This is a genomic window from Streptomyces sp. NPDC031670 (assembly GCF_055580545.1).
Genome location: NZ_JBVILC010000035.1, coordinates 17,011 through 43,753, shown reverse-complemented (window position 1 = coordinate 43,753; position 26,743 = coordinate 17,011). Strand labels below are relative to the sequence as shown.

Genomic DNA, 26,743 nt, shown 5'->3' with positions numbered 1-26,743 from the left:
CCGGTCCGGGAGCAACGGCTCAATCCGCGCCCACTGCGCGTCAGTCAAAGGCACACCCGAACCAACGATCAGATGATCCGAACGAAACGGCCTAGCCGTACCGGGAGGGAAATGAGCCATATGAGGCCGGACTGCTGTGGATCTTCGCGAGTCACACAAGCATTGCGGGTCTGGCTCAACCAATCAGGCAGGCATCAGGTGGAAGGAACAGCCAAGTGATGGAGACCGTGTGCTCACGGCACCGAACCGCAGCTCAAGCAGTCCTGACCGCGTTCGCACTCTCCTTGTCGGCCATGGCAGTCACCGGCTGTGACGCTTCCCCGCCAAGCCGGTCGGCCTCATCATCGGCGCCTTTCAGCGACCCGCCCAGCGTGGACACGCCCATCTCGGAAGCGGGCAAGAAGGCCGAGCAGGTACAGAGCGCTGTCAACGAGGAGCTGACCAACTACTACAACAGCTTCGGCGAAGGGGTTCACTCTCCCTGTACGCCGGCCGCCCGAACACTGTTCAGCGATAAATGCCGCAACGCAGGGGAGTCGATCCAGTCCGTTGCCCGCGACGCTCTCAAGGACATCGGGGGTAGCAAGGCCTTCCCTACCTTGAGAGAACAAGCCCAGATCACGATCGACGCCTTCAGCGGGTACCGGGAAACTCGCTGTGCCAGCAACCCGCAGGCGGCGAAGTCGCGATCACTGTGTGTGCAGTACGGAAGCGTTCTGGCGCAAGCGCCGTCCAATCTGCGTGATGGGATCACCCTCGGCCTCGCCGGAAAGTGAGGAGCCTCGGCGGGGGCTTGGGTGTGCCGCCGACGTTCCCGGAGCGGTCGGGGCCCTCCAGCCGGGCGGGGCGGTCTGGCGGGGGTAAGCGCGGCATGCGGGATTCCGCTGTCGCGCAGTGCTGCTGGTGGACCGGCATCCCGGTGGCGGCGCACAGCGGTCAGGGGCGAATAAGGGCCCGCAGAACTCCTGAAGTACGCGCGGCCCCGGAGCCCGTGGACCGGACAGAGCGACAGAGCGCCGCTCCGGTCCACGGGCTCCGGGGCCACCTGCGTCAGTGTGCCTGCGTCCGGCGGTTTCGGGTCTTCAGGAAGAGCCCGGCGCCGAGGGCGACTGCAGCCGCGTCGGCACCGGCCTGTCGTCTCAGTCCAGTACACCATCGGCCGTCCTGGAAGGCATCCACGCGTGCGCGTCGACCCGTCGTCACGGCAGGGCGAGGACATCGTCGATCGCGGACCAGATCTCCTCGTGCCGCAGGAGGGCCCGGTAGTCCCGGTACGTCGACAGCCACCGGTCAGATGCCTGCACCGTACGCAGGGCCGCCCGCGCCGCCGGAGAGACAGTGCCGATCCTCGCGAGGGCGCGCAGCGCGACGAGGAAGGAGCCGTAGGTCTCGCCCCCGTCGGCGCAATGGAGGAGGTACTTCTCCATGACGGATCCCGTCGGCTCGGGCTCGCCAGTGATCGACCACAGCGCCACCGCCGCGTGCAGCCGTAGCCAGCTGTCACCGTGCTCCATGACATCCAGCACCCGGTCGGCGTAGCGCGCGGCCGCCGGGCCGAAATCGCCGAGCAGGGCGACGGGACCGTAGAACGGTTCCTGTTCAGTCAGCACGGCCTCGCCGATGAACTGCAGCGCCTCATCGCGATCGCCGCCCAGGCGCCAGGCTGCCCACGCCACCTTGTGATGGTTACCGGGGAAATCGAGGACCGTGCAGCGGCGCACGGCGGCCTCGGCAGACCGTGCAGCCGCTCCCATCGCCACCAGCGCATCGACTGCGTGCAGCGAGTACCTGGCGTCGTCGAGCAGCGCCACCACTTCTGGCAGCGCGGGCGCCGCGGACGGGCCCCACGCTGTGAGGACTTCCAGGAAGCAGCAGGTCAGTGAGCCGCCCACGCCGTCCTCCCGGAGCAGCCTCCGTACTGCGGGCAGCAGGACCTCCGCATGCGCCTGCAACGGGATCAGCACGTCCTCGACCTCCGGCAGGCGCGGCTCGCCCTCGACGTATCCGCGGGAGTACCCGGCCCGGTACGGCGCGCACAGCCGCTCGACCAGCCCCGGCAGGGCCCGCTCGTCGCCGATGCGGGTCAGCGCCCAGCGGGCGTGGTCACCGACGGTGCCCTCAAGCAACTCCGCCTCGCCCGGGTCGTCGAGGAGAGCGGCCAACTCGTCGGCGTACGGAGCCGCCCGTGAACCGAGCACGGCCAACAGGTGGGCGGCCCGGTACCTTACGCCGTCGTCGGGCTCGGCGAGCAACGCGCCCGCCAGCGGCAACAGCAATGACGCCGCGGACGGCCGGACCACCAACAACCTCCATCCCTCGTCCAGCGCGGCGCAGCACAGCAAGGTGTCCCCGTTCCGGCGCGCCGCGCCGATGAGCCGGACGACGAAGGCGAGTGCCGTCCGCGGCGCACCCTCGAACAGCCGGGCCGTCCAGGAGATGACCTCCTCACGCGTGAAGGCACTGTCCGTATCCGGTACGTACCAGATCTCCTCGAACCGTGGACGTACGGCTGGGTCGGACAGGGCCCCAACCAGCAGGTTCAGCTCACGGACCGATGCCTGGGGATCGAAGGCGGCCCAGGCGTGCACGGCCGCGACCCGCAAGACGGGAGTGCCCGTACGCAGCACCTCGGCCAGCACCGCCCGCACCCGGTCCACCGGCCCGGCTTGAGCGGAACGTGCTGCGGCGCGTCCCATCGCGAGCAGCACAGGCAGCCGCACCGTAGGGTCCGTCTCGGCGTGCCACCGCTCCAGCAGCACGCCGACACTCTCTCCGAGAGGCAGCGCTTCTCGGCGCACCTCGGGCGCGGGGTCCGCGAGCAGCGCCCGGATCCGGGGACGCTGGCCCTGCCATGCCTCCTGCCACCTCGCATCCACCCGGTCCGCATCGGCTTCGGCCGCCACCTCGGACAAGCTCACCAGTAGCTGAACGAGCGTGGCCCTGGCACCCATGCCCGGATCGCCGGCGAGTGCAACGACGAACGGCAGCGCAGCGGTTGAGACGGACGCCACGCGCCCGGTGCACAACGCGAAACAGTCGAACAGGAGATAGCAGTCTTCCTCGGTCGCCGCACCGCCCCTGAGGGCCAGGCGACGCAGCGCTCGCCGCATCTCCTGGGCTGGGTACTGCTCAAGCGCCGACTCCAGCTGCTCCCACGGCACATCGTCCAGCGCCTCAAGCGCTATACCTGCCACTTACACCCCCCGGGACCTTGCGACGCGGCTCCCCGACAGACATCCTGTCATCGCAAACGGGTCCCTGCAGGGGGCCGGTCTGGCCGGTAGGTCGGTGGTGAGGGCGGCGCCCAGGACGTACCAAGGCGGTTTCGGCGACCGGTCCGGCCCGACCCGCCGGTTGGTTCGGTGGTCGCGGGGAGCGGTCGCCGGGACCGCGGCTGTCTCAGCCGGCCTTGGCCAGATCCAGAGAGAAGTCGGGGCAGACGTCCGGATCGGCGTTCTCGTAGAGAACTGTCCTAGCCGGATCCATGGCGACGGGGAGCCGGTCGATCGTGTCGCCGGACATCCAGTCGTGTGGCGCGGTGAAGGAGAGGTGGACCAGGGGTGGCCGTGGCCCGCGTTCGAGCGGGTGTCGCCCCCCAGGTACCCGAGCCCTCGAAGGTGTCTCCCAGCTCCGAGCGGCAGTAGTCGCCGGTGGGCCAGTTCTCCACGGTGAGGGTGCCGCCGTTGCGGCCGGCGGTGAGCGCCAGGGTGAGACGAACACCCTTCGCCGCGTGCCTGCCCCAGTAGGTACCGGCCAGGTCGCTGCCGTCCGCGGCCGAGGCCTCGGGCGGGGTGCAACTCCCGGTCGCGTAGCCGCACCCGGTGAGATCGAACGCCAGCAGGCAGAGGGTCGCGGCCCCCGCGAGCGCGCCCAGAGTGCGGGTCATTCGGAGGTCTTTCCTCCAGCCGGGGTGCGTTCGGTCCAGGTGATCTCCTGACGCACGGTGGAGAGGACGCCCTCGTCCCGGTTCGTTCTCTTGAGCCAATCGTAGTCCGAGGTAGTGCGGGAACGATTCGTTGCTGGTGGCGTTCTTCAGCTTGTACTGAACGACCAGGGAGCCGTCGGGGTCCTGTCCCCGCACGTCGTAGTCGAGGGAGTAGGAGCCGACGAAGACCTCGCCGATGTGGTCCGGGTCCCCGGTGACGATGGCGGGGATGTCCGGCAGGACCAGCTTCTTCAGCGCGCCGGCCCTGCCGCCGTCGGAGATCGAGTAATGCACCGTCCCTTTGGCGTTGCCCTGGGCGCGCCACTCCTGGAGGGTGTCCGCACGCAGTTGCTTCATGCTTTCGCTGGAGCGGATCAGCTCGGTCATCCTGTCGCCCGCCTCGTAGTTCCGCTCACGCGGTCCCTCGCCCAGGAGCCGGCCGAAGCCCAGGTCGTACGGGTCGTCGCTGTCGGGCAACCGGTAGGGCGACTTGCCCTGGATGGCGCGGTTGAGGGCGTTGCACTCCTCGTACCCAATGGTGTTGGTGGTGTCGATGTTCTGGTGCTGGGGCTTGGCGCTGAACCACAGGCCCACCCCGATGTCCGACATGAGACTGAAGGAGAGGTCCTGGTCGGCGGCGATGCCCCGCTTCACGATCTCCACGATCTCGTGCTGGGCCGCCTCGATCGCCTTCGCGTCGTCGGACCCCTTCTCGTTGACTTTGCACTGGCCGTGGACCATCGTCGGTGAAACGGCCCCGTCGCCGTCGATGTGCAGACCCCGCTCACCGGCGCGGCGAACCGCGCCCTCCAGGTCCGTCCGTACGGCCTTCAGCTCGCCCAGGGCGTCGTCCAGCACCCCGACCACGGCCGCCGCGACCCTGGTGGCGTCCTGGAGCTGGCGCTCGATGTCGTCGATCATGCACCAGGCGTACGGCGCCGCCGCGCCCTCCTAGTCCAGGCCACGGACAGCACCGTCGAGCATTACCGCCCCGGCTGCGGACTGAGCCCGTGCCTTTCCCGTTTCCACTCCTCGCGTTCGGCCGCCTCGCGCTCCCACTGCTCTGGCAGCGCCGAGCGCCTGCTCGGCACAACCCGCGCGGCGCCGTCGTCAAGGGCAGCAGCAACTCGATCTCCGAGGCCGCCTTGAGGCTCCCGCCATGCTGCTACTTGAGCCAGCCGCGTAACCCTCCAACGTGGCGGGAGCCTGGTCGGTGGTACCAACGGGCCGGGTGAAGTCCTTGTCGTCCTCGGTGGTGAAGGAGTTCGTCACCGTCCGTGCATCAGTCCGCCCGCCGAGGCCCGCCGCGTCGCCGCAGGAACGAGCCCCTTCTGCGCCGACTGTTCACTGCCCGGTCAGCAGAAGGCCACGGTGACCCCGGCGGCGCGCATCGTTTTCACGACGCCATCCACGTACGCGTCCCCGAGATGAGCGCGAGCCGTTTGCACCGAATGCCAGTTCACCTGAAACGGCGCGGCCAGCCCGAACCCCCCGTTAAGGCAGTCCCGAAAAGCATCCAGAGTCGATCCAAAATATCCACCCGGGCCACCTAGCGCCTCGCCGATGGCGCAGTAGAGACCCGCCCATTCCGTAATGTTGCACCCGTCCAGCTCGTACACGCCCCCGGAGACATCCGCCTCGGTGCGACGGGCAGTCGCGTGGTGATGAAGCCGCACGCACTCCAGCCAGGCTCCCCTCGCCGAGGGGGAGAGTGCCACCCACGCGTTCTTGCGGAGATCGCTCGATTCGCGCCAACGGTCCCAGGCGACCGGCGCTTGAGGATGCGGATGGCTCAGAAGGTAGCCCGTGAGCTGCAGGGCCTGCCTGCCTGCCTGTTTCACTTCCTCGATGCGAACGTCGCTCACGGAATATGCACCGAGAACCCCGCCCTGGGAGTCGAGAACCCGAACTTCAAGGAGCTCGATTTCCCCTTCTGCCGCCCGACTGCTTGCCGAGTACCGTAGTGCATGGAAAGTTCGCCAGGGCTCGTCCGAATCAACGAAGAAGTCGGCGAGATCGCCGGCGATGAACAGTTCCCTCTCTTCATCTACCGAGTACAAAGAATAGACGCCTTCTTGGCATATTTCACTCATTCGAGACCACCATGGGATTCAATATTTCGACAAGCGAGCCAGCAGGGTGCGTCCTATCATCGCACCCTGCTGGCCATTCTGGTTTCTAGGGCTTACGCGGCTTGAGGTTCGGGACCTTTCCGCCGTCCTTGTACCAGGGGCCCGGGAAGAGCCTGGGGTTGGCGTAGTCGTGCTCCCAAGCAAATCCGATCAACCCGTCGGGCCGCTTGATGATGCGGTGACTGGTACCCGGCACGTCGTAGATCACCGAGCCCTTCCACTTCGCCTGCTGGGCGGGCTCCAGCTCATTCGCCTGGTAGATGTCCAGTCCTCCGGGTCCATTACCGGGCCGCGGCGTTCCTCGTCCGGCGAGGACCTCCTCGTACTCCTGCCGCAGCTGCTTGCTCGGGATCGGGTTCCTGTCAGACAGCTTCGGACACTTACGCTCCGGTTTCGGCTTTCCGGCGGCCAGCGTGAAGTAGACCTGCTGGAGGTTGACCGAACGGGGCACACGGGAGGAGTTACTGAAGCTGCTGGGCTCGACCTCCACCTCGCACGAAACAACCTTGTCGAACACCTCCTCGACCTTCTTGACGTACTTCTTCGCCTTGGCCGATTCGTCGAGGAGCTTGCCGATTCCAGCAAGACGCTTGGCGGATTTTAGGATCTCCGGGAACTTTGTGGCGGCTTGGCCCATCTTGGTCCACGGGAGGTTGTTGACCAGGCTCCAGAAGCAGGCTTCGACGTTGTGCTCGCTGACGCACTTCTGGATGTCGTCGATATCGAAGTACTCGTTGAGGAGTTCACCACCGATTTCGATGACGAAGTCGGCGAAGCTCTTGTTCGCGAGCTCGCGCAGCCTCTCGTACTCGTCCGGGTCCAGATTTGCGCCTCTCAGCGCCTTCTTCTGCTCATCCGTCAGCTCCAGGAGGTCACCCTTGGCGCTGGCCTCCTTGGCGGCTTCCTCTCGGGCCTTGCGCTCCCTCTCTTCCTGCTCCGCTTCCGCCTTCTTGGCGACCTCGTCGGCCTCCTTGGCGTACTTCAGCGCGTTGTCGGCCGCTTCCTTCGCCGACTTGGCGTGGCCTTCGGCGGACTCGGCCAGCTTTCCCGCGTCCTCGGCGTCCTGCTTTGCCTGGGTCGCGGCGCTCTGTGCGGTGGCCGCTTCCTTCTCGGCGAGGTCGGCGGCACCGGCGGCCGCGGCGGCGTGCTGCTCGGCTTCCGCGGCGGCGCCGCGGGCGCGGGCGGCTTCGGCTTCGGCCTGGTTGGCGGCCTGGCGGGCGGCGTTGGCGTCCGCATAAGCCTGGTTGGCCGCTGCCCGGGCGTCCTTGGCGTCCTGCTGGGCCTGGGCGTCGGCCTGGTTGGCGCGGGCGGCTGCGGCCCGGGCCAGGGCGCCGTCCGCCGCGGCCTCGGCCGCCGACTTCATCGCCGCCGCGGTGGAGCGGGCGGCGTTCGCGGACGAACGGGCGGCGTCGGCTGCGGCCTTGAAGGCCGGGGCGACCTGGGCGTTGGCGCGCTTCGCGGCGGCCTCTGCCGCCTCCGCCGCCTTCACGGCTTCGGCTGCCTTGGTCTCGGCCGAGGCGACCTGCTCCTCGCCCATCTCCTGGGCTGCGGCGGCCACCGCGGCGGCGAAGTCCGCGTCGATGTCCTTGCCGGAGAACGGTGCGGTCAGCTCGATCGCGGTGTTGGCCGGGTCGGCGATGCCCGCCGCGGTGGTGCGGGCGGCGTTGGACGCCTGGACGGCGACAGCGGACTGGAGCCGGGCCATCGCGGCCTCGCGGACCGCTCCCTCGGCCTCGGCCTTGGTGCTGTTCGCAGCCTGGAGGGCGTTGTTGGCCTCAACGGCGGCCAGTCCGGCCAGCCGTGCGGCCTCGTGGGCCGCGACTCCGGCCCGGGCTTCCTGAGCGGTGGCCTCGGCGGCCTGGGTGTTGGCGCGCAGCGCGGCGGCGTGAGTAGCGGCTGCCTCGGCCTCGGCGCGGTTCGCGGCAGCGTTGGCGGCGGCAGCCGCCGCCTCCGCCTTGTTCGCCGCGGCGTTGGCGCGCGCCGCGTGCGCGGTGGCCTCTGCTGCCGCTGCCCGTGCGCGGGCAGCCGCACCGGCGGCCTGGGTAGCGGCGGTACGTGCCCGGATCGCCGCGCCACTGGCGGTGTCGGCGGCAGTCTGTGCCTGGCCGGCCGCGGCGTTCGCGGTGTCGGCGTCGGCGCGGGCGGTGGTCGCCGCGGTCTGGGCCTCGACGGAGTACGCGGTGCCCTTGGCGGCGGCGGCCATCGATGCGGTGGCCTGTGCACGCGACGCCTTGGTGTCGGCGTCCATCCGGGCTTCGCGCGACTTGCGCCACGCCTCGCGGGAGGCGTTTTCCATGCCGCGCGCGTTCTCGTCGGCCTTGGACGCGATGCCTTCCTGCTTCTCGGCATCCGCCCGGGCCGACGCCGCAGTGGCCGCTGCCGCCTGCGCGTCCGCGCGGGCCGCCGACGCGGTGCGCGCCTCGGCCTCGGCGCGGGCTCTAGCAGCGGCAGCGATGTCCCGTTCCTTCTCGGCGCGGACCCGCGCCGCCGCTGCCAGATCCCGCTCACGCTCGGCGATCACGCGCTGCTCGGCCGCGATCTTCGCCTGGCGCTGAGCCTCGACGCGGGCCTCGCGGGTCTTCTTGGCGTGCTCCCAGGCCTCCTTCTCGGCCTTCTCGGCTGCGATACGGGCCGTCTTGGCGCGGGCTGCCGCATCCGCTGCGATCTTGGCCTGCTTGGCGGCGGCGTCGGCCAGAGCAGCGGCGGCCTGGGCGTGCTGCTCGGCGTTGGCGCGCCACTGCTTGGCCTGCTGCTCGTGCAGCTCGGCCTGGTTCTTGGCGTTGAGGCCCTTGGCGTCTGCCTCGGTGGCGTCGATGGCGTGCTGAGCGGTCTGGCTCGCCTTGACGGCCGCGTCCGCAGCCGCGGCGATGCCGGCCGCGACGTCGGACCACTGTGTCCCGTAGGTCAAGCCGGTCTCGACCAGAACGTCGGCCTGGACCTTGGCCTGCGCCGCCGCGACCTGGGCAGCCTTCGCCGCGCCATCGGCGATGCCGACCTGGCGGACGGCCTCGGCCTTGACACTCTCGTACGAGGACAGGGTCTTGCCCGCGCGGTCCGCGGACAGCATGCGGTCAGCCTGGCGTGCCTGTCCGGCCGCGGAAGTCATCGCGTTGGACGCTTCCTTGAGCGCCTTGACCGCGTTGCCGTGGGCGGTGATGAGCTTGGTGCGGGCCTCTGCGGCGCGGGCGGCCTTCTCGGCCAACTCACGGAGCTTGTCCGCGGCCTCCTGGGCCTCCTTGAGCGCCTTCTCGTGGGCCGCCCGGTCATCCGCGTCCTTCTGGGACGCGATCTGGTAGCCCTTTTCGAGGAAGGCGGCGATGACCTTGTCATCGTTCGTGGCCAGGGCAGCCGCGGCGGCCTTCTTGACCTCGGGGCCGCCGGAGGCGACCAGCATCTCGACGCGCTTGCGCAGCTCCGCAGCGCGCTCCTTGGCGCTCTGCTCGTTCTTCTTGTCCTGCGCGCGGGCGATGTCCGCGCCGAACGCCAGGAAGTCGGCCCGGGCCTTGGTGTCGGACTTCAGGACCCGCTCGACCTCGGCGTTGAACACCGGACCACCGGTGCCCCGCAGCGCCTCGATCTGCTGGCGGTTCTTGACGTCCGTGCCGTCACGCTTGTCCTTGGCGCGCTGGCGGGCCTCGGCCTCGCCGTGCTCCAGGAAGTCCTTGATCGCGTTCGGGTCGCTGCTCTCCAGCGCCTTCTTCGCGGCTTCGCGGACCTCGTCCTCCTCGTCGAACTCCGCGTAGTCCTCAACGAGTTGGCGGTCACGCTCGGCGCTGACCTTGTCCAGCTCGGAGCGCGGGGCGGGCGGCGGTGCGGCGGCGGCCTTCGGCAGGGCCGCAGCCGCACGGTCCAGTGCCGCCAGGGTGTTGGTGTGCGACGTCTGCTCGGCGCGGGCGGTCGTGGCGGCGGTTGCCTCGGCGGTCGAGCCGCCCAGGATCGCCAGCACCAGGGTCGCGGACAGTGCCCCCGACGCTGCTGCGGCTGCCCGGCCGCGTATACGTCCGGCCCTCGGCCGGAATTTACCCATCACGGGATGAATCCCCCTCAATTATGGAAACAGAAAGCACTCCCTGCCCCCGGCGTCACCGCACGGAGGAGCAGGGAGGACAGAGAAAACGCAGCGCACCAAGGACACGCGCGGGAAGCAGGCGAAACGCGCGCCGAGACAGGAGCCCGCTGGACGCGTCACGCCTGCGGGTGCCGTCCGGCTGGTCACACCGGCCGGCACCCGAGACGGATCCGGATGTCAGCCCTTGACGCGGTTCTCCGCGTCCCGGGCCCGCTCGAACATGTCCTTCCAGAAGCCGGCCGACGCGGTTGCACCCGCCTGCTCCTCGGCCCAGGACGTCTGGTTGGCGTCGGCGGGATCGCCGATGCCCTTCCAGAGCTCGTTCGCGGACTCCTTGGCGGCCTGGGCGATACCGCGCCAGTTCTCCGCCTGCGCAGCCGCGGCCTCCTGCTCGGCCAGCCACGCCTTCTGCGCCGCGCCGGCGTGCTCGGACACCGCCTTCCAGGCGGCTTCCGCCTCGGCGCGGGCCTTCGCGGCGTCGGCGGCGCCCTTGACCGCCTCTTCGGCGGCCGATGCCTTCGCGATCAGCTGCGAGAGCGCGGCGCGCCGGGCCGTCTCGGCGTCGGACACGTGCAGCCGGTACGCCTCCAGGTCCAAGGATCCCCCGGTGGCCCAGCCGTACCCGTAGAACTCGGCGATGTCTGCATCGGTGGCACCCGGTCGCAGTGCCCACTGCGCGGCGACCCGCACCTGCTCGCCCGGGGCGTGCTGGGCGAGTGCGGCCACGAACTCCCGGTCCGCGGCGGATACGTCCAGCCGGTGCTGGACGTCGGCCGCGCGGGCTTCGCGATCACGCTTCTGGGCCTGCGCGTAACCGGACTTCACGAAGGCGGCGCGGTCGGCGTCCGAGCCCTTGAGCGCCTTCTCGGCCGCGGCGCGGACCGCCGGGGAGAACTGCGCGGTGTGCGTGGCCACGACCCGCTCGCAGAAACCGCGGTTCTGTGTCCGGGAGTCCTTCAGGCGCTGCTTGGTGTACGCGTAACCGCCGCCGGGAGCCATCCACTCGGCGATCGCGTCGTCGCCACGGGTGCTGCGGAGCGCGTTCCACGCGGAGACGCGCAGCTCGGCGGGCAGCTTGGAGACGGCGATCGAGTGGACGTAGTCGCGCGCGCTCGCGGCGGCGGCGGCCTTCATCGCCGCCGCCGGGTCGGCCGGCTGCTCCGCCGTGGCGGCAGACGCGGTGGCGGACCGCGGCGCGTCGGCCCACGCCGGTGCCGTTCCCGCCGCCAGGACGCCCCCGCCGGCCAGCAGGGCTATGGCCGTGGCCTGCGCGGCCCACCCCTGGCGCCTCGTTGCCCGCCTCACTTGGTCTTGACCGGCTTGATCTGCCACAGCTGGGCGTCGGACTGGTTGCAGTACCAGGACTGGGCCTTGACGCCGTTCTCCGCCTTGGCGCTGACGATGTCCAGGCAGCGGTCCTCGGTGTGGGTGGGACGCACCTGGAAGAGCTTCCTCACCGGGTCGACGAGCACGATCCGCCAGCGCATCTGCGCGCCGCTGCCGCACGTCCACTGCTGGACGGCCGCGCCGGCCTTGGTGCCGCTGTTCTCGACCTCGAGGCACTTGTTGCCGGTGACGGTCCGCAGCTCGTAGGAGGCGCCTCCCTTCGGGACCATGCGCCAGTGCTGGGCGACGACGGCGGTGTTGCAGTCCCACTGCTGGGCCGGCAGGCCGTCGTTGACAGCGCCGTTGTTGATTTCCAGGCACTTGCCGCTGGAGGCCACCTGGAGCTGGACGATCGTCTCGGGCAGCTTGGCCCGCGCTGCCGCCTCGTCGACGCTCGCGCGTGCCGTGTTGGCCGCTTCCCGTGCGGCCTTGGCCGCGTCTTCGGCCGCGTCGGCATGGACGGTGGTCGCGGTGCCGGCCAGGGCGGCGACACTGGCGGTCAGGGCCAGCGTGGCACGGATGATCCGGGACATGGGGTGGTGGGTTTCCTCTCGGGGGTGGGGGGTGCTCAGGCTCGGGCGGATGCCGGTGCCGGGTCCGGTGCGGACCGATTGTGGTCCGGGGGGATGCCGGTGCCAGGTCCGCTGCGAGGACCGGTGGTGGTCCGGGCGGACGCCGGTGCCGGGTCCGGTACGAGGACCGGTTGTCAGGCCTTGGCCGGCTTGATCTGCCACTGCTGGGCCGCGCTGCCGTTGCAGTAGTACAGCTGTGCGTTCGCGCCGTCGGTGGTGGCGCCGCTCTTGATTTCGAGGCAGCGGGCCGCGGTCGTGTGTGCGGGACGCAGCTCGTACAGGTCCTTGGCGACATCCACCAGGAACGGACGCCAGCGCATGTTGGCGCCGCCGCTGCACCACCACTGCTGGATGTTGGAACCGCCGGTGGTGCCGCTGTTCTCCACTTCGAGGCACTTGCCGCTGTGCGCGGGCCGCAGCTCGAGCGTGCCGTCGCCGACCGGGGCCATCTCGAAGAGCTGGTTGTCGGCGCCGTCGGCGCAGGTGCTCTGCACCGCGTTGGCTCCGTTGCGCAGGCTGGCCTTGTCGATGGTCAGGCACTTGCCGCTGTGCGCCGCCTGCAACTGCACGGTGGCCACCTCGGGGGCGGCGTTGTTCGTGGTGGTGTCGTCCGCATGGACGGCGGTGACGGTGGCCGCCAGGGCTGCCAGGCCGGCGGTGGCGGCCAGCGCGGCTCGGATGATCCGGGACATCGGGTGTTCCGTTCTGTTCAGGTCTGCGAAGGAGTGGAGCCGGTCGGGCCGGATCAGGGCGCGAGCGGGGCGGCCAGCTTCCAGCTGGCGTCCTGGGCGAAGTCCTTGCCGCCGTCGAAGCGGTTCTTGCCTTCCTTGCCGGCGGCGTAGACATCACCGGCGAAGTGGCGCAGCCAGCGCCCCGGCTGGCTCGCCGACTCGAAGGACTTGCCCGAGCCGGAGAGGCCCGGGCGGGCGCACCAGGTGGCGGCCTGGGCCGAGCCGTCGCTGCCGTCGTGCGCGGCGGCGACGACCCGCTGGCCCTTCAGCGTCAGGTAGGAGCCGCGGTCGCGGGCCGACTCGAAGGAGTAGCAGTCGGCCTTCTTGGCCAGGGACGGCACGACGACCCAGGTGGCGTCCTCGCGGTCGGACTGCTTGCCGTTGGCGGCAACGGGCGCGACGAAGGCCTCGCCGGCGTCCACCTTCGACTGCCGGACGAAGAAGCCGGCCGGCTTGCCGGTGGCGGGCTGGAGCGACTGGCGCATCGCGCGGTACTGGTTCGTTTCCTTGAGGAAGTCGACGACCTCCTCGTCCGTACCGATCAGCGCCTTGTCGGCCTTGGTGACGAACCAGGGGTTGACCCCGGTCTTCGCCAGGGCTGCCGCTATCTGCTTCAGACGCAGCTTGTTGGCCTCGGCTACCTGCTTGCGCCGGTTCTCCGCGTCGGTCTTGTACGCCTTCTCCGCGCCGGTGTGGATGAACTCGCTCCAGTCGGCGGCGCTCTGGCTCAGCGCCGCCTTCTGCGCGGACGCGTACAGCTCGGGGCCGTTGGCGGCGACGGCCTGGCGCAGCAGCTCGCGGATGAAGTTGTCGTCACTGAGCCCGAGCATGGCCTCGGAGGGCGTGAGGTTGAACAGCGCGGCGGTGGCCTTGCGCGCGGCCAGCTCCTGCTGACGCCGGGCCTCCTCGCGGTTCTTCTCCTCCAGCTCCTTGAGCTCGGCCGCCACGTCGCGCTGGTGGGCCTCGCGGGCGCCGTTGGTGATGAACTCGCGCCAGGCGGCCGTGTCACCGGCGAGCGCCGCCGCGGCGGCGGCCTTGACCTGAGGACCGGAGGCAGCGTGCTTCATGATGGCGCGGACGAAGTTGTCGTCGCTCAGCGCCAGCAGGTCGGGGCTGTTGGGGATGCCCACCGCGATCAGCGCCTGCGACTTGGCGAAACGGTCGGCACGGGCCGCGGCCTCGCGCTCCTGCTCGCGCTTCTTGTCGGTCGCGTACGCCTCGTGGATACCGCTGGCGATGAACCGTACATGGGCCTCCGCGTCGGGGTTGAGCATGGCCTCCTCGGCCGCCATCCGCACCGCTTCGTACTTCTCGCCGCCCTCGCGGGCCTTGCGCCACAGCTCCTGGATGAAGTCCAGGTCACCGCGCTGGAGCACGTCCCAGGTGGCGTCCAGGCCGACGACCGCAGCCGCCTCCACGCGCTGCTTCTCGTCGGTGCCGACGGCCGAGGCCGCAGCCACGGCCTGCGCGGGCCTGGCTATGGCGATGCCCGGCGCGGCCACACCGGCGACGGCGGCCAGAGCGGTGGTGGTGACGACGCCGCGGGTGATGACCCGGCGCATGCGCGCAGGGGTGATGTCTTGCTTGTCCATGCTGGTTCGGCTAGCCCTTTTCATCACGTAATGCCCCCGTAAGTAAAGGGGAGATGAAGGCGAAGTCTTGAAGAGTCACCCGATAGGAGTCAAACCGGACTAGAGGGATATGATCTCGTCCAGCACACCCAAAAATTGATTTGCTTTTGCAACTCGATGGGATGGGCTTGGCCTGTCTTTTACTCATGCCGGGTATAAGCGGATGCGCCGCTACAGCACCCCGGCCGTCTCCTTGGCCGTGGACGAGCCGAGTTCGACCGACTGCGGGAACTCGGCGTGCGCTGCACCCAGAAGCCCAAGGAGACGTCGGCACGGGTCGGACCAGCGCAACTCAAGGCGGCCTGTGCACCGGATGAACGTGCCTCAATCCCCCGTGACGCGCCACCGCACGCCTACGGCGTCGAACCGTGCACGAGGGCCTTCGCTTCAGGCGCAGGCCCTCAGAACTTGGCCCGACTGTCAGGCCGTCACTGGGTGCGGGCCTGGTGCCCGACGTCAACGGCGCCCGGACCAGCCACGCGTACGACGAGCTGGGCCACTGACCTCGACCACCGACCCCCTGGGCCACACCACGTGCACCACCTGGGCCACCGAGGGCAGACCGGCCCGCCGCGAGCACCCCGACGGCACCACGGAGTCCTGGACCTGGGACTCCGAGGGCAACCCGCTCACCCACACCGACCAGGCCGGCCACACCACCCACCACACGGTAGGTCACTTCGACGTCCCGGCCACCCGCACCACTCCAGACGGCACCACCTACACCTTCACCCAGTGCGCTTCCCCGGCCAGTACGCCGACCCCGAAACCGGCCTGCACTACAACTACTTCCGCTACTACGACCCGGAGACCGCCCGCTATCTGTCGGCGGACCCCCTCGGCCTCGATCCGGCGCCCAACCACCACGGGTACGTGGACACGCCGCTGTCGATGATCGACCCGCTGGGGCTGAAGACGTGTGACGAGCCGGTGCCAACGCAGAAGCCGCCCGACCGGAGTGAAGGGGCTCATCAAGGAAGCCCAGCTGCCGACTCCGGGCGCATCCGGTTCGTACCGTCGCAGGACGTCAACGTGAACTCGGGCCTGCCGCGGGGAACGCGGAAGGGCTACATCGACCGCTTCGGTAATGAATGGATCAAGGGACCGTCGCGCACGGCGGGCCGGCCGTTCGAGTGGGACGTGCAGCTGAGCAAGAAGGGCAAGGCCCAGCTCGGCTGGCTGAGCCGGGACGGCAGCCATCTGAACGTATCCCTCGACGGGGAGATCACACACAAATGAGACAGTGGACGGCGCAGGCGCCCGGACAGCAGGAACGGGCGCCCAGACAGCAGGAAACGCAATGACCGCCATGGAGCAGACCGCAGAAGACGCGTTCCACTTCTACGCCGAAGTGCGCATCACCGACTCCCCGCGCCGCCCGGAACTGGCGGGCCGCCTCGGCGCGATCCTCGGCATCACCGAGCCGAAGGACTCCGAGGTCCCGCCCGCCTACGCGGTCATGGTGGACGACTACGACTACACGGTGCAGTTCGAACGCCATGAACTGACCCCGACGGGACGGGACCGCAAGCACGAGGACTACTACTGACCCGGATCACCGAGTCGCGGCCAAGGGAACCTCGGCTGCGCCGGTGCGCGCGGGCTCCGGGGCTCGCGAGCTTGGCGCTCGCGGGCTTGGGCGATCTCCAGGCGAGCTGGGGAGAGCCGTCGGGGACGGCGGAGGCCGGATGAGTGGGCGTCCTGGTGGCAGGGCCGTGGGGCCGGCCTGCGGGTAGCGCACGGCTACGTCGCCTCGGGACTGCCCGCTCACCGCGCGCGGCGACGCGTCGGCAACGGCGCACCATCCCCGCCAGCACAGCGTCCCCCTGCTGTCTCCTGGCCGCCGTTCGGCAACGGAGTGCGGCGAGAAGCGCGCGGCCGGCGCCGCCAGAAGGTAAAGCGGCGCCGGACGGTGAGGCGGCGCCCTCCGTCAGCGGCACCGGACGGCGGCGCCGCCGGGCCTCTACGTGCGGGGACTTCTGGGAGCCGAGCCTGTGTTGATCAGTGCTTCGTCCAACCAGTCCCGCCCGACCCGGCCGGAGGCCACGGCCTGCCGGAGCGGCTGTGCGACGGACGCCGCCGTGCGGCCACTCGCCTTCACGAGAATGCCGACCATGTCCCGCGTCTGCCCGCGCAGAGCCGGATAGCCGCCGCCGGCGACGCCCCGCTCCCAGGTGCGGGCTAGGTACCCGGCGGGGTCGGAGGAGAACGGCGGCACCTCGCCGCCCCCCTCCGCCAGGCCCTTGACCACGTCCGCCTTCCACCTGGCCGCCGCGCTCGTGGAGCGCGAGGCGAGGACCTCGTCCGCGATGGCGTCGAGCAGCCCCAGAGCGGTGGCGGTGGAGCTGACCGGAACGGACACGGAGACTCCGGCCGAGGTCTTGGTGATCTGCGCCAGATCCTCCGCCGAGCGTGCGGTCCCGGCCCTGCGGAGCGTCGCGTACGCGGCGGGGTCGTCGGAGACCGCCCTCATGACCAGGATGAGCGACTGGTTCTCCACCGGCATGCGGACGACCCCCCGGTCGTCGCGCCACGGCCCGCCGTCCGGCCCCGCGTGTCTGAGGTAGTCCCTCGACTCGGAGTAGTGCACGAGCATGGTGTGGACGTCCGTGGCGTAGTCGGCCAGCAGCTGGGCGACCGGCTTTCGCAGGGGCGGGGCGATGTCCACCCTGGAGCGGTCCCGGAAGTCGTCCGCGAGCGTGTTGACGAGGTCGCGCATCACCCCGGCCTGGGCGAGGGTGTGGCGGCCGGAGCCGTCCGAGGCCGCCGCCCTCTTCAGCGCGGCTGCCAGCTCCGTACAGCCCATCCCCTCCGGGTCCGCCGGCGCCAGGTCCTCGCGGATCCGGGTGTTCCCCCCGACGGTGGCGCAGGACGGCTGCCCGCCACCGTCGTCGCGGGTCAGGGCCCAGGTGGCCGCCGCCCCGCCGAGGATGACGAGGGCTGCGGCCAGGGCGAGTGCCTTCACCGGCACCCGGCGGCTCTTCCCCTGCCGCGGCGCGGCCGTCGTCACCTCGGTGTCCATGCCCGTCGCCTCTGACTCCATGCCCGTCGCCACCTCAGTTGGTGGTGTCGGTGAGGTAGCCGCGCGCCATGGTCAGCCCGTCCGTGTGCCCGTGCATGATGTCGGTGATGAAGCCGTTCACCTGCAACTGCCCCTCCGGCGTGCTGGTGTTGAAACGCCCGCTCCCCCAGCCGCCCACGATCGACTTCATCTGGGTGTCCGCCTGCATGAAGGTGTCGGAGATGCCCTCGTTGGCCTTGGAGTCGGCGTTCGCCTTCAACGCGTTGCCCCACTGCCAGGCGAGGACGTCGACATCGCGCTGCAGGGAGTCGCCGACGGCGATGCTGGTCCCACGCCAGGTGAGATAGAACGGCGTGACGGATCCGCCGATGAGGTGGTACGCGACCTTGGCCTTCCAGTCGGCCTTCGCGTACTCCCCCACGCGCTCGTCGTTGAACAGGTCCTCGCGTATCGCGGTGTACGTGCCGAGCACGGACCCGGCGTGGGAGAGCGGCACACTGCGGTCGTACCCCGTCGCGCCCTGCGGCATCAGGTGCAACTGCTGGTCGATGTAGCGCAGTTCCGTCTTGTTGAGGTCGGCATAGGCGGCGGGGTCCTCCGAGAGGCCGCGCATGACCTGTACCAGCTTGCCCGGCGGTGTCGCCAGATGCGCCATGCCGTCGGCGTCCGTCCACGATCCGTCGGCCAGGTGGTCGACGTACCCGCCGCCGGATCCGCCCAGGATCTCGTGGGTGTCCGGGGTGTACTCGGCCAGGGCCTTGGCCACCGGGTCGCGCAGGTCGGCCGGGACCGTGGTGCCGGTGCCCTGGTCCAGGTTCTTGATGATGGCGTCCATCACCCGCGCCTCGGCCGGGCTGTGACCGGGCAACGGATAGGGGTCCTGGTGCAGGCCGAGTGGCGGATGCCCCGTCGCCGCGGCCTCCAGCGCCGCGCCGAGCCCGGCCCGCGGGTTGGGCAGGTCCATGTGCGCGGTGGCGGGCCCTGCCGAGACGAAGTGCTGGGGCCATTCCCGGCTGCCGTGCCCGTGCCCCACGAGGTACTTGAGGTGGTCGGCGCCCGCCTTGTCCGCCGGGTCGAAGAAGAAGGTCGCGGCGTCGGGGTTCTTGCTCATCACGCCCATCAGCGCGTCGATCGGGTCCGGCGCGATGCCCTTGTAGTCGGCGCCCCAGGTGTCGAACAGGCCGTGCCCGCCCTTCTTCTCGGCCGCGATCATCTGATCGCCCAGGGCGTTCAGATACTGGTCGTCGTACGGGCCGTCGGCCTTCTGCATCAGCGTGGCGAGGATGTGGTACCCGCGCAGCGGGCGGGTGTTGTCCCCGTAGTTGTGGACACCTGCCTTCTCCATCCCCTCCATCCAGTCCTTGGAGAACTTCCCCTCCGGACTGTTCAGCCACTGCTGGTACTTCTCCGACCCCGGCGGCATGTCGGAGACCTTGCCGGGGACGGCGGTCGCGGTGAGCAGGGAGTTGGCGAAATCGCGTTCCAGGGCCGCGTAGTCGCCCTTGTGGTTGTTGTCGGAGCGCGCCCAGTCGTCCACGTGCCGGGTGAACTTGATCGCCCCGTCCGGACCCAGGCTCTGCAGCACTGTCTGGGTGAAGACCGTGTCGTGCTCGTTGTCCCTGAACAGCGAAGCGGCCTCGGCCAGCTCCTGAGGAGACAGCTTGTCGCCTTTGCTGATCTTGCGGGCCAGCGGGATCGCCGCCTCGGCCTCGTAGTGCTCCACGTCGCCACTCGCCCGGGCGTTGAAGCCGTTCGTCTCCCCGTCCCGGAAGTCGGAGTCGATGCCGACCGCCTCCAGGGCGATCCGCACCCCCTGGTCCGCGTCGTTCACCGCCGAGACGGCCTGGGCGATGTGCAGGGACCAGGCGTTCTCCGTGTTGCTCAGCCCCGGGTCGTGCCGGACGGTGTCTCCCTCCTTCGCACTCACCTTGCTGTAGTCGAAACTCGCCCGGCCCGCCTCGGAGACCTTCATCCCGGCCCTTATGGCGTCCTCCCGCGCCGACTCCACCCTCTTCTTCAGGTCCACGAACTGCGCATAGGCGTCCCGCAACAGCGACGCGACGGCCCTGGCCTCGGTCTGGGCCGCGACGTACTGCGCGTGGGTGGTCGCGAAGTTCGGCCGGGAGTACAGCGAGGCCTGGCCGGTCCAGGTGCCGTCCAGGCTCACGCTCTGCACCTGGCTCCTGTACCGGTCCTCCAGCTTCTTGAACTCCCCTGCCATGTCGTCCCACTTGGCAGCGGCGGTGTTGAGATGGGAGAAGTCCGTCTTCATGACCAGTTCGTACGTCAGCATGCCTGCCTCCTACCGCGGGGAGGGCGGCGGCGAGATCTGGTTCAGCTGGGACGGCTTTACCAGGGGGACGAAGTCGTCGGCGACCCAGATGTCGTTGGTGAAGTACAGCTTGTTCGTGCCGCGCAGCGAGGCTTTCTCCCCGGCCAGCCTGCCGAGCAGCGAGGTGACCGACTTGAACCAGGCGTCCTGGGCCTTGGTCAGCCCGGCCGCCGTCGCCCATCCGTCGAACGCCTTGGCCGCCGAGATGCTCGCCTCGTCCGCCCAGATCCCGGCCCTTCTGGTGTTGGGCTCGAAGTCCGTCTCTATGTCGTTGGCGGCGGTTGCCTTCCGCGCGGGGCTGGAGTTCAGGTCCTTGTCATCCCCCGGCGACGGCGGAAAAGGTCCGTCGTACGCCCCGTCGAGGCGCGTACTCCCCAGCTGCCGCGCCGCTGCCGCCTTGCTCGACGCCCATTCCTCGTCAAACCTCACGGACGACCCCTCCCCCGGGTCCGGCGTTTACCCGGCATCGTAACTACCGTGCACAGAGCGCGCGTTGGGAATTGACGCCATTCTGGGGCGTGCGGTTCCAGACCCGCCCCGAGGCCTCGTCCAGCCCCCGGCCCCCAGCCCCCGCCCTCACGCAGACCACCGCCGAGCCGGCGCCCACCGCGTCGGCTCGTAACCAGCCTCGTCGAAGAGATGCATGGTCAATGCCACGGACTTTCCGTCCCCGCCTCTCGGCCGAGAACCTGACGCCCTGCGCTATCCACGGGCCGCCCCGGTCCAGCGCCGAACCGCGTCGCCGGTCGGCGCTGGACCGTGAGCGTCGCGGTGTCCACCGCCGCGCTTGCGGGTAGCGCACCGCCCTGGTTGGGGGACGGGTGGCGCATCCATCGTGTGTGGGGAAGCCGAAGGCCCAGTTCACCAACGGCCGCATGCCCGCCAGCGTACCGTCGAGGTCACCTCGGAACGCTCGCCCGTACGGCGGACCCCGACGAGGCGCGATCCCGCCGAGGCCAGTGGCCCGGTTGTACTTCCCTGTGACTCACATGGTCGGTACGGCCAGACTCGAAGCAAACTCCGGGTGCTGGCGCTTCAGTTCGTCGACGAGCGCCCGGAGCGGCGAGGTGGCGCTCACGTTGGTGGCGAGGACCCGAAGCGGCAGCACGACGCTCTCCCCGAACCTCAGCCCCAACCGCACTCGAAAGTCGGTTCGACGTGGGCGGCCCCGATCGCCTCTTCCGTCCGGACAGGCAGGCAGGCTGGTACGGGGGTCGACCCACAGGGCCATGGTGATCTCCTGGACCCCGCCGGTGTACCCCCCCAGGAGGCTGCCTTTACCCTGCCCGGTGAAATCGGACCCCTTGTAGCGGGTGGACGCACACCCCAGCAGCTCGACCGCCCGTGCACCCAGGACTTGCCGCGTGAGAACGCCACCTTGCGGCCATCGAGTCGTACGCAACGCCCGCTATGACGGCCCCCTCCCCTCACTCATGGCCGGTGAGGCCAGGTCGACAACACGGCTCCGACCTGCTCTTTGTTACGTTCCCACGACAACTCCTTTGCGGTCCCTTGACCCTGGCCCCCTACGGTCGAGGAGTTGCACGCGCAGATGGCAGGGGCGGGTGCGGGTTCGACGGGGGAAGGTGCCGGGTGGGCGACGACGGCAAGGTTCTGGACATCAAGACGGCTGATCTGAAGCTGTCGGCGCCGGTGTTCCACGAGCAGGCGAAGAACCTGAGCACGGCGCTCACGAATCTGGTGAAGGCGCTGGACGGTTTCGGCAAGCCCTGGGGCGATGACGAGCAGGGCAAGGCGTTCGGGGACGCGTACGAGCCGCAGCAGAAGGCGATCGAGCGCGGGGCGGGGATCTTGGTGCTCGGGCTGACGAGCATCCACGAGGCGATGATCGACATGTCGGACGGGCATGTTGACAACGATGAGCTGATCGCCGGGATGTTCGCCAAGGTGAAGCCGCGGGATTCGTCGCACGATCCGCACGCGCCTCACCAGGACGGTGCCAAGTGAGCATCGAGGACGAGGCCAAGAAGGTCCTGCTCAAGCTGGGCATGTGGTGGCCGGACGCCAACTCGGGCACCCTGCGGCACGCGGCGCAGGCGTGGCGGACCTTCGCGGACGCTGTCGACGACGTGCGTACGCCGGTCAACAACACCGCGAGCTCGCTCATCCACAACAACCAGGGCGAGGCGATCGGGACCTTCACCACGTTCTGGGAGCGGTACGCCAAGGGAAACGACGCGGGCTGGCTCAGCGATCTGTCGAAGGCTTCGCGGAAGATGGCGGAGGGGCTGGAGAAGTTCGCGGACGCGGTGGACGACGCGATCACCAAGCTGTGGACGCAGATCGGTATCGACGCGGCGGTGATCGCGGGCGGTATCGCCCTGGCGTTCGTCACCGCGGGCCTGGCCTCGGGTGCGGCGGTGGCCGCCGCTGATGTGATCATCGAGATGGGCGCCACGCTGGGCGTCGCGGTCTCCACGACGGTCGCGGAGATCGCGGCGGGCACGCTGGTCGCGGCGGCGTTCGGCGGCGTCGAGTCGGTCACCGTGGACCTGGCCGTCGCCCAGCCGCTGAAGATCGCCACCGGTCTGCAGAGCGGCTTCAGCCTGGACGAGATCAACCAGGCCGCCAAGGACGGCATGATCTTCGGCGGAGCGCTGGGCGCCGGCAGCGGGGTGCTCAAGGCGGGCGTCGAGGGCGCTTTCACCAACCCCACCCCGTTCATGCTGCGCCCGCCCTCCCTCCGCCCCGACCTGGTGGAACTGGGCCCCGCCGCCCGCAACGGCGAGCGCACCCCATGCGTGGGCGAGCCGATCGACGTGGCGACCGGCGCGATGCTCATGTCGCAGACCGACCTCACCCTGCCCGCCTCCCTGCCGTTCGCCTTCGAGCGTACCCACCTCTCCTCCTACCGGGGCGGGGTGTGCTTCGGCCCCACCTGGATCTCCACCCTCGACGAATGCGTCCAGATCGACAGCGAGGGCGTGGTCTTCGCGGGCGCGGACGGTATGCGGCTGGTCTACCCGGTGCCGACGCCGGGCGAGCCGGTACTGCCGGTCAAGGGCCCGCGCTGGCCCCTGAAGTGGGACGGCAAACCGGACGGCGTGATGACCGTCACCGACCCGGCCACCGGCGTGATCCGCTCCTTCAGCACCCCGCTGAACTCCGCGACCCCCGGCATCTTCCACCTGCCCATCGACGCCTGGCAGGACCGCAACGGCGCCCGTATCGACATCGAGCGCAATGCCGGCGGCGTCCCCGAGGGCATCCGCCACTCCGGCGGCTACTACCTCGCCGTCGACTCCCACGGCCCCCGCATCACCGCCCTGCGCCTGCTGGAGCACGCCCCCGACCGCTACACCGGCCAGCTCCCGCCCGACGCGGGCACGGTGGTGATGCGCTACGCCTACGACGACGCCGGCAACCTCAGCGAGGTCATCAACTCCAGCGGCAAGCCCCTCAGGTTCGCCTACGACGACCAGGGCCGGATGACCCGCTGGACCGACCGCAACGGCACCTGGTTCTCCTACGTCTACGACGAGCGCGGCCGCGTGGTGCGCACCGACGGTGTCGACGGCATCCTCTGCGGCACCCTCACCTACGACGACACCGCCCGCACCACCACCTACACCGACTCCCTCGGACACACCTCCAGCCACCGCTACAACGCCGAAGGCCTGGTCATCGAGGAGACCGACGCCCTCGGCCACACCACCCGCACCCAGTGGGACGAACACGGCGACAAACCCCTGACGGTGACCGACCCCCTCGGCCGCACCACCCGGTACACCTACGACGACCATGGCAACCTCACCGAGCTCACCCTGCCCGACGGCTCGGTGGCCCGCGCCGCCTACAACGAGCGCGGCCAGGCCGTCGAGGTCATCGAGCCGGGCGGCGCCACCTGGCACCACACCTACGACGAACGCGGCAACCTCCTCACGACCACCGACCCGCTCGACGCCCGCACCACCTACACCTATGACGAGTCGAGCCACCTGACCTCGGTGACGAACGCGGTGGGCGCGGTGCGCGCGGTGAAGACGAACCGGGCGGGCATACCCGTGGCCGTCACGGACGAACTCGGGCATACCACCGCCGTTCGGCGCGATCCCTTCGGCCGCATCACGGACGTGACCGACCCGCTCGGCCGGACGGTCCGCACCACCTGGACCCCCGAGGGCAAACCGGCCCGCCGCGAGCACCCCGACGGCTCCGTCGAATCCTGGACGTGGGACGCCGAGGGCAACCCGCTCACCCACACCGACCGGGCCGGCCACACCACCCGCCACACGGCCGGCCGCTTCGACGTCCCCGCCACCCGCACCGACCCCGACGGCGCCACCTACACCTTCACCTACAACACCGAGCTGCTCCTGACCCAGGTCACCAACCCGCACGCCCTGACCTGGACGTATACCTACGACGCAGCGGGCCGTCTCACCTCCGAGACCGACTTCAACGGCCGCACCCTGACCTACACACGCAACGCGGCCGGTGAACTGACCTCACGCACCAACGGCGCGGGCGACACCCTCCGCTACACCCGTGATGCGCTGGGCCGGATCACCGAACAGCGCGACGGCGGCGGCGAGGTGGTCACCTTCGCCTACGACGAGGCCGGTGACCTGACGCGTGCGGCCAACTCGACCACAGAAGTGACGTACGTGAGGGACGCACTGGGCCGCGTCCTGTCGGAGTCGGCCCACGGCCGCACCACGACGTACGCCTACGACACCCTGGGGCGGCGCACCCGCCGCACCACCCCGTCCGGCCTCACGTCCCACTGGTCCTACGACGCGGCCGGCCACCTCGGCGAACTGCGCTCCGAGGCCGGCACGCTGACCTTCGCCCACGACGCGGCGGGCCAGGAGACCCAACGCCGCATCGGTGACGCGGTGACCCTGACCCAGACCTGGGACTCCACCGGCCGCCTCGCCGTCCAGTCCCTGGCCGGGCGGCCCGACGACCCCGCCCGTCTGCTCCAGCACCGCGCCTACGCCTACCGTCCCGACGGCTACCTCACCGAGATCCGCGAGCTCACCTCCGGCACGAGGAGGTTCGACCTCGACCCGGTGGGGCGCGTCACCGGCGTCCGGGCCCATGGCTGGACCGAGACCTACGCCTACGACGCGGCGGGCAACCTCACCCACGCCACCACGCCGGCCCATCCGGCCGCGGGGGAGCGCGAGTTCGACGGCACCCTGGTGAAGCGGGCGGGCCGTACCACGTATGAGCACGACGCCCAGGGCCGCCTCGTCCGCAAGACCCGCAAGCTCCTCAACGGGCAGACCCGCACCTGGACCTACGCGTGGAACGCCGAGGACCGCCTGGTGACGGCCACCACCCCGGACGGCGACACCTGGCACTACACCTACGACCCGCTCGGCCGCCGCGTCGCCAAGGACCGGCTGCTCGGCGACGGCTCGTCGGCGGGGCGAACGGCCTTCGCGTGGGACGACAACCGGCTCGCCGAGCAAGAACTCCCCGACGGGCGGGTCACCACCTGGGAGTACGCTCCCGACTCCCACCGGCCCCTCACCCAGACCGACCACCGTCCCCTGCTGCGCAAGGCGGGCGGCTCCCTCCTGGCGGAGCTGGCCGCCGACCCCAGCGCCGACCGCACCACCACCTTCCACGGGATCGTCACCGATCCGGTCGGCACCCCCATGGAACTGGTGGACGCGGAGGGGCAGGTGGCATGGAGTCTGCGCCCGGCCCTGTGGGGCACCGCTCTGGCCACCGGCCCGGAGCCGCCGACCGTCGAATGCCCCCTGCGCTTCCCCGGCCAGTACGCCGACCCCGAAACGGGCCTGCACTACAACCACTTCCGCTACTACGACCCGGAAACGGCCCGCTACCTCAGCCCGGACCCGCTGGGCCTGGAGCCCGCTCCCGATCACCACGCCTACGTCCTCAACGCCACCGGCTGGATCGACCCGCTCGGCCTGGCGCCCAAGGGCCCGAAGGACCCACTGGACCTCGGCTCCGGCTACCGGGGGCGCCTCGACACCTGGCAGGAGGGGACGAAGGGAACCGACTTCGAGATCCACGTATACGATAAATCCGGTCGTGAAGTCGGTATCTTCGGCAGCGACGGCTGGTTCAACAAGCACGGCACGACCGCCGCAGACGTTCAGGTTCCGCCCAGTGTGGAGAACGCCCTCAAGGGGCGGGCCGTGGACACCCTGCGCAGGACCGGCCGGGTCGGCCCCAAGGGCACCGAGGACATCTCCGGCGACAAGTGGCAACGCCCTCGTCTCGCAGCAGAAGGTTGCAAATGAAATACGTCAAGGCTGCCTGGGACGACGCGTTCCAGGGATTCTTCACGGACGCCACCGCCTACCTCGCAGCTCTCCCGGAGCTCGCAGAGGCACTGCCGCCCGGCGCCCGCGCCTTCGCCCGCGACGGCGACCACTACCGCCGGAACGCGCCACGGTGCGTGAAGGACCTGGAGCTCGCCGACATCCGGATCGCGACGGACAAGAGCGGCACACTCACCCTCGAATTCGCACCAAACCAGTTCAAGCACGAGGCAGGCCTGCGTATCGCCTACACGGGCGTGGTCCATTTCGCGATCGCCTACGACCACGAGATCGACTGGATGCGGGCCGACGCCGTACTCCTGGACGAGATCCTGCCCGCCGACGACGGCGGCTGTCTCCACGAGATCGCCCTGACGGACGCCACGATCACCGTCCGCGCCCGCGATCTCCAGGCGATCTGGGGAGAGCCGTCCGGCGCGGCGGAGACGGGATGAGCGGGCGTCCTGGCGGTAGCCCCATGGGGCCGGCCTGCGGATAGCGGACCTGGGCGACGGAACCCGAGTGTCGTCGTCACACGGCCGGGGCCCGCACAGGGCAATGGTCGACTCATCGTCGAAACCCGTGGTCGTCGGCCATTCGACTCCGACCCCCCCAGGTCGCTCGCGAAGACGATCTCCACTGCGAGCAGACACCCGGAGACCTGTCCGGGCAGGGCC

18 protein-coding genes and 1 pseudogene are annotated in these 26,743 nt (G+C 70.0%); 7 read left to right on the top strand and 12 right to left on the bottom strand.

The features are described 5' to 3' along the window. The first annotated feature begins 371 nt into the window (after window positions 1–371). Window positions 372–776: a hypothetical protein gene (locus ACZ5ID_RS35385; protein ID WP_468906477.1), complete on the top strand. Its 405-nt coding sequence runs from the start codon at window positions 372–374 to the stop codon at window positions 774–776. A gap of 423 nt (window positions 777–1,199) precedes the next feature. Here the strand turns inward: ACZ5ID_RS35385 and ACZ5ID_RS35380 are convergent, their stop codons facing one another. The 8 genes from ACZ5ID_RS35380 to ACZ5ID_RS35345 form a co-directional block, all read right to left on the bottom strand. Further along, window positions 1,200–3,194, bottom strand: coding sequence for a hypothetical protein (locus ACZ5ID_RS35380; protein WP_468906474.1), 1,995 nt, complete (start codon window positions 3,192–3,194; stop codon window positions 1,200–1,202). A 278-nt stretch (window positions 3,195–3,472) separates the two neighbouring features. Continuing rightward, on the bottom strand, window positions 3,473–4,846 hold the full coding sequence (locus tag ACZ5ID_RS35375; RefSeq protein ID WP_468906472.1) for a hypothetical protein: 1,374 nt from the start codon (window positions 4,844–4,846) through the stop codon (window positions 3,473–3,475). Window positions 4,847–5,280: 434 nt separating this feature from the next. After that, window positions 5,281–6,018, bottom strand: coding sequence for a barstar family protein (locus ACZ5ID_RS35370; RefSeq protein ID WP_468906469.1), 738 nt, complete (start codon window positions 6,016–6,018; stop codon window positions 5,281–5,283). An 85-nt stretch (window positions 6,019–6,103) separates the two neighbouring features. Continuing rightward, window positions 6,104–10,084 carry a hypothetical protein gene (locus tag ACZ5ID_RS35365; RefSeq protein ID WP_468906467.1) on the bottom strand — a complete coding sequence of 1,327 codons (3,981 nt, stop codon included), beginning with the start codon at window positions 10,082–10,084 and terminating at the stop codon, window positions 6,104–6,106. 219 nt (window positions 10,085–10,303) lie between these two features. Then, complete coding sequence (locus ACZ5ID_RS35360; protein WP_468906465.1) at window positions 10,304–11,431, bottom strand: hypothetical protein; 1,128 nt, start codon at window positions 11,429–11,431, stop codon at window positions 10,304–10,306. Next, on the bottom strand, window positions 11,428–12,045 hold the full coding sequence (locus ACZ5ID_RS35355) for an RICIN domain-containing protein (RefSeq protein WP_468906463.1): 618 nt from the start codon (window positions 12,043–12,045) through the stop codon (window positions 11,428–11,430). The genes ACZ5ID_RS35360 and ACZ5ID_RS35355 overlap by 4 nt, the downstream gene beginning before the upstream one ends. Before the next feature lie 173 nt (window positions 12,046–12,218). Beyond that, window positions 12,219–12,776, bottom strand: coding sequence for an RICIN domain-containing protein (locus ACZ5ID_RS35350; protein WP_468906460.1), 558 nt, complete (start codon window positions 12,774–12,776; stop codon window positions 12,219–12,221). A 53-nt stretch (window positions 12,777–12,829) separates the two neighbouring features. Then, window positions 12,830–14,407: an AbfB domain-containing protein gene (locus tag ACZ5ID_RS35345; RefSeq protein WP_468906457.1), complete on the bottom strand. Its 1,578-nt coding sequence runs from the start codon at window positions 14,405–14,407 to the stop codon at window positions 12,830–12,832. Between the two features lie 771 nt (window positions 14,408–15,178). Here ACZ5ID_RS35345 and ACZ5ID_RS35340 point away from each other — a divergent pair. From ACZ5ID_RS35340 to ACZ5ID_RS35330, 3 genes and pseudogenes are all read left to right on the top strand, one after another. Continuing rightward, window positions 15,179–15,385 (top strand): annotated as a pseudogene (locus tag ACZ5ID_RS35340) (RHS repeat-associated core domain-containing protein); the annotation flags it as partial. Next, complete coding sequence (locus ACZ5ID_RS35335) at window positions 15,377–15,685, top strand: polymorphic toxin type 17 domain-containing protein (protein ID WP_468906480.1); 309 nt, start codon at window positions 15,377–15,379, stop codon at window positions 15,683–15,685. The pseudogene ACZ5ID_RS35340 and the gene ACZ5ID_RS35335, both read left to right, overlap by 9 nt. A 61-nt stretch (window positions 15,686–15,746) precedes the next feature. Further along, window positions 15,747–15,995 (top strand): hypothetical protein, encoded by a 249-nt coding sequence (locus tag ACZ5ID_RS35330; protein WP_468906454.1) that lies wholly within the window; start codon window positions 15,747–15,749, stop codon window positions 15,993–15,995. Between the two features lie 414 nt (window positions 15,996–16,409). Here the strand turns inward: ACZ5ID_RS35330 and ACZ5ID_RS35325 are convergent, their stop codons facing one another. The 4 genes from ACZ5ID_RS35325 to ACZ5ID_RS35310 all read right to left on the bottom strand — a co-directional run bounded on the left by ACZ5ID_RS35325 (window position 16,410) and on the right by ACZ5ID_RS35310 (window position 20,908). Next, complete coding sequence (locus ACZ5ID_RS35325; protein WP_468906451.1) at window positions 16,410–17,489, bottom strand: hypothetical protein; 1,080 nt, start codon at window positions 17,487–17,489, stop codon at window positions 16,410–16,412. Window positions 17,490–17,502: 13 nt separating this feature from the next. Continuing rightward, complete coding sequence (locus ACZ5ID_RS35320) at window positions 17,503–19,761, bottom strand: WXG100 family type VII secretion target (RefSeq protein WP_468906449.1); 2,259 nt, start codon at window positions 19,759–19,761, stop codon at window positions 17,503–17,505. Window positions 19,762–19,770: 9 nt separating this feature from the next. After that, window positions 19,771–20,229, bottom strand: a complete 459-nt coding sequence (locus ACZ5ID_RS35315; protein WP_468906446.1) for a hypothetical protein — start codon at window positions 20,227–20,229, stop codon at window positions 19,771–19,773. A 556-nt stretch (window positions 20,230–20,785) separates the two neighbouring features. After that, complete coding sequence (locus ACZ5ID_RS35310; protein WP_468906444.1) at window positions 20,786–20,908, bottom strand: hypothetical protein; 123 nt, start codon at window positions 20,906–20,908, stop codon at window positions 20,786–20,788. Between the two features lie 485 nt (window positions 20,909–21,393). Here ACZ5ID_RS35310 and ACZ5ID_RS35305 point away from each other — a divergent pair, with 485 nt between their 5' ends. Genes ACZ5ID_RS35305 through ACZ5ID_RS35295 form a run of 3 tightly spaced genes read left to right on the top strand, consistent with a single transcriptional unit; the run spans window position 21,394 to window position 26,521 of the window. After that, window positions 21,394–21,768 (top strand): hypothetical protein, encoded by a 375-nt coding sequence (locus tag ACZ5ID_RS35305; RefSeq protein WP_468906442.1) that lies wholly within the window; start codon window positions 21,394–21,396, stop codon window positions 21,766–21,768. Continuing rightward, a complete protein-coding gene (locus ACZ5ID_RS35300) occupies window positions 21,765–26,045 on the top strand; it encodes a DUF6531 domain-containing protein (RefSeq protein WP_468906440.1) in 4,281 nt (1,426 codons plus the stop codon). The genes ACZ5ID_RS35305 and ACZ5ID_RS35300 overlap by 4 nt, the downstream gene beginning before the upstream one ends. Next, a complete protein-coding gene (locus tag ACZ5ID_RS35295; RefSeq protein WP_468906438.1) occupies window positions 26,042–26,521 on the top strand; it encodes a hypothetical protein in 480 nt (159 codons plus the stop codon). The genes ACZ5ID_RS35300 and ACZ5ID_RS35295 overlap by 4 nt, the downstream gene beginning before the upstream one ends. The last annotated feature ends 222 nt before the right edge of the window (window positions 26,522–26,743 follow it).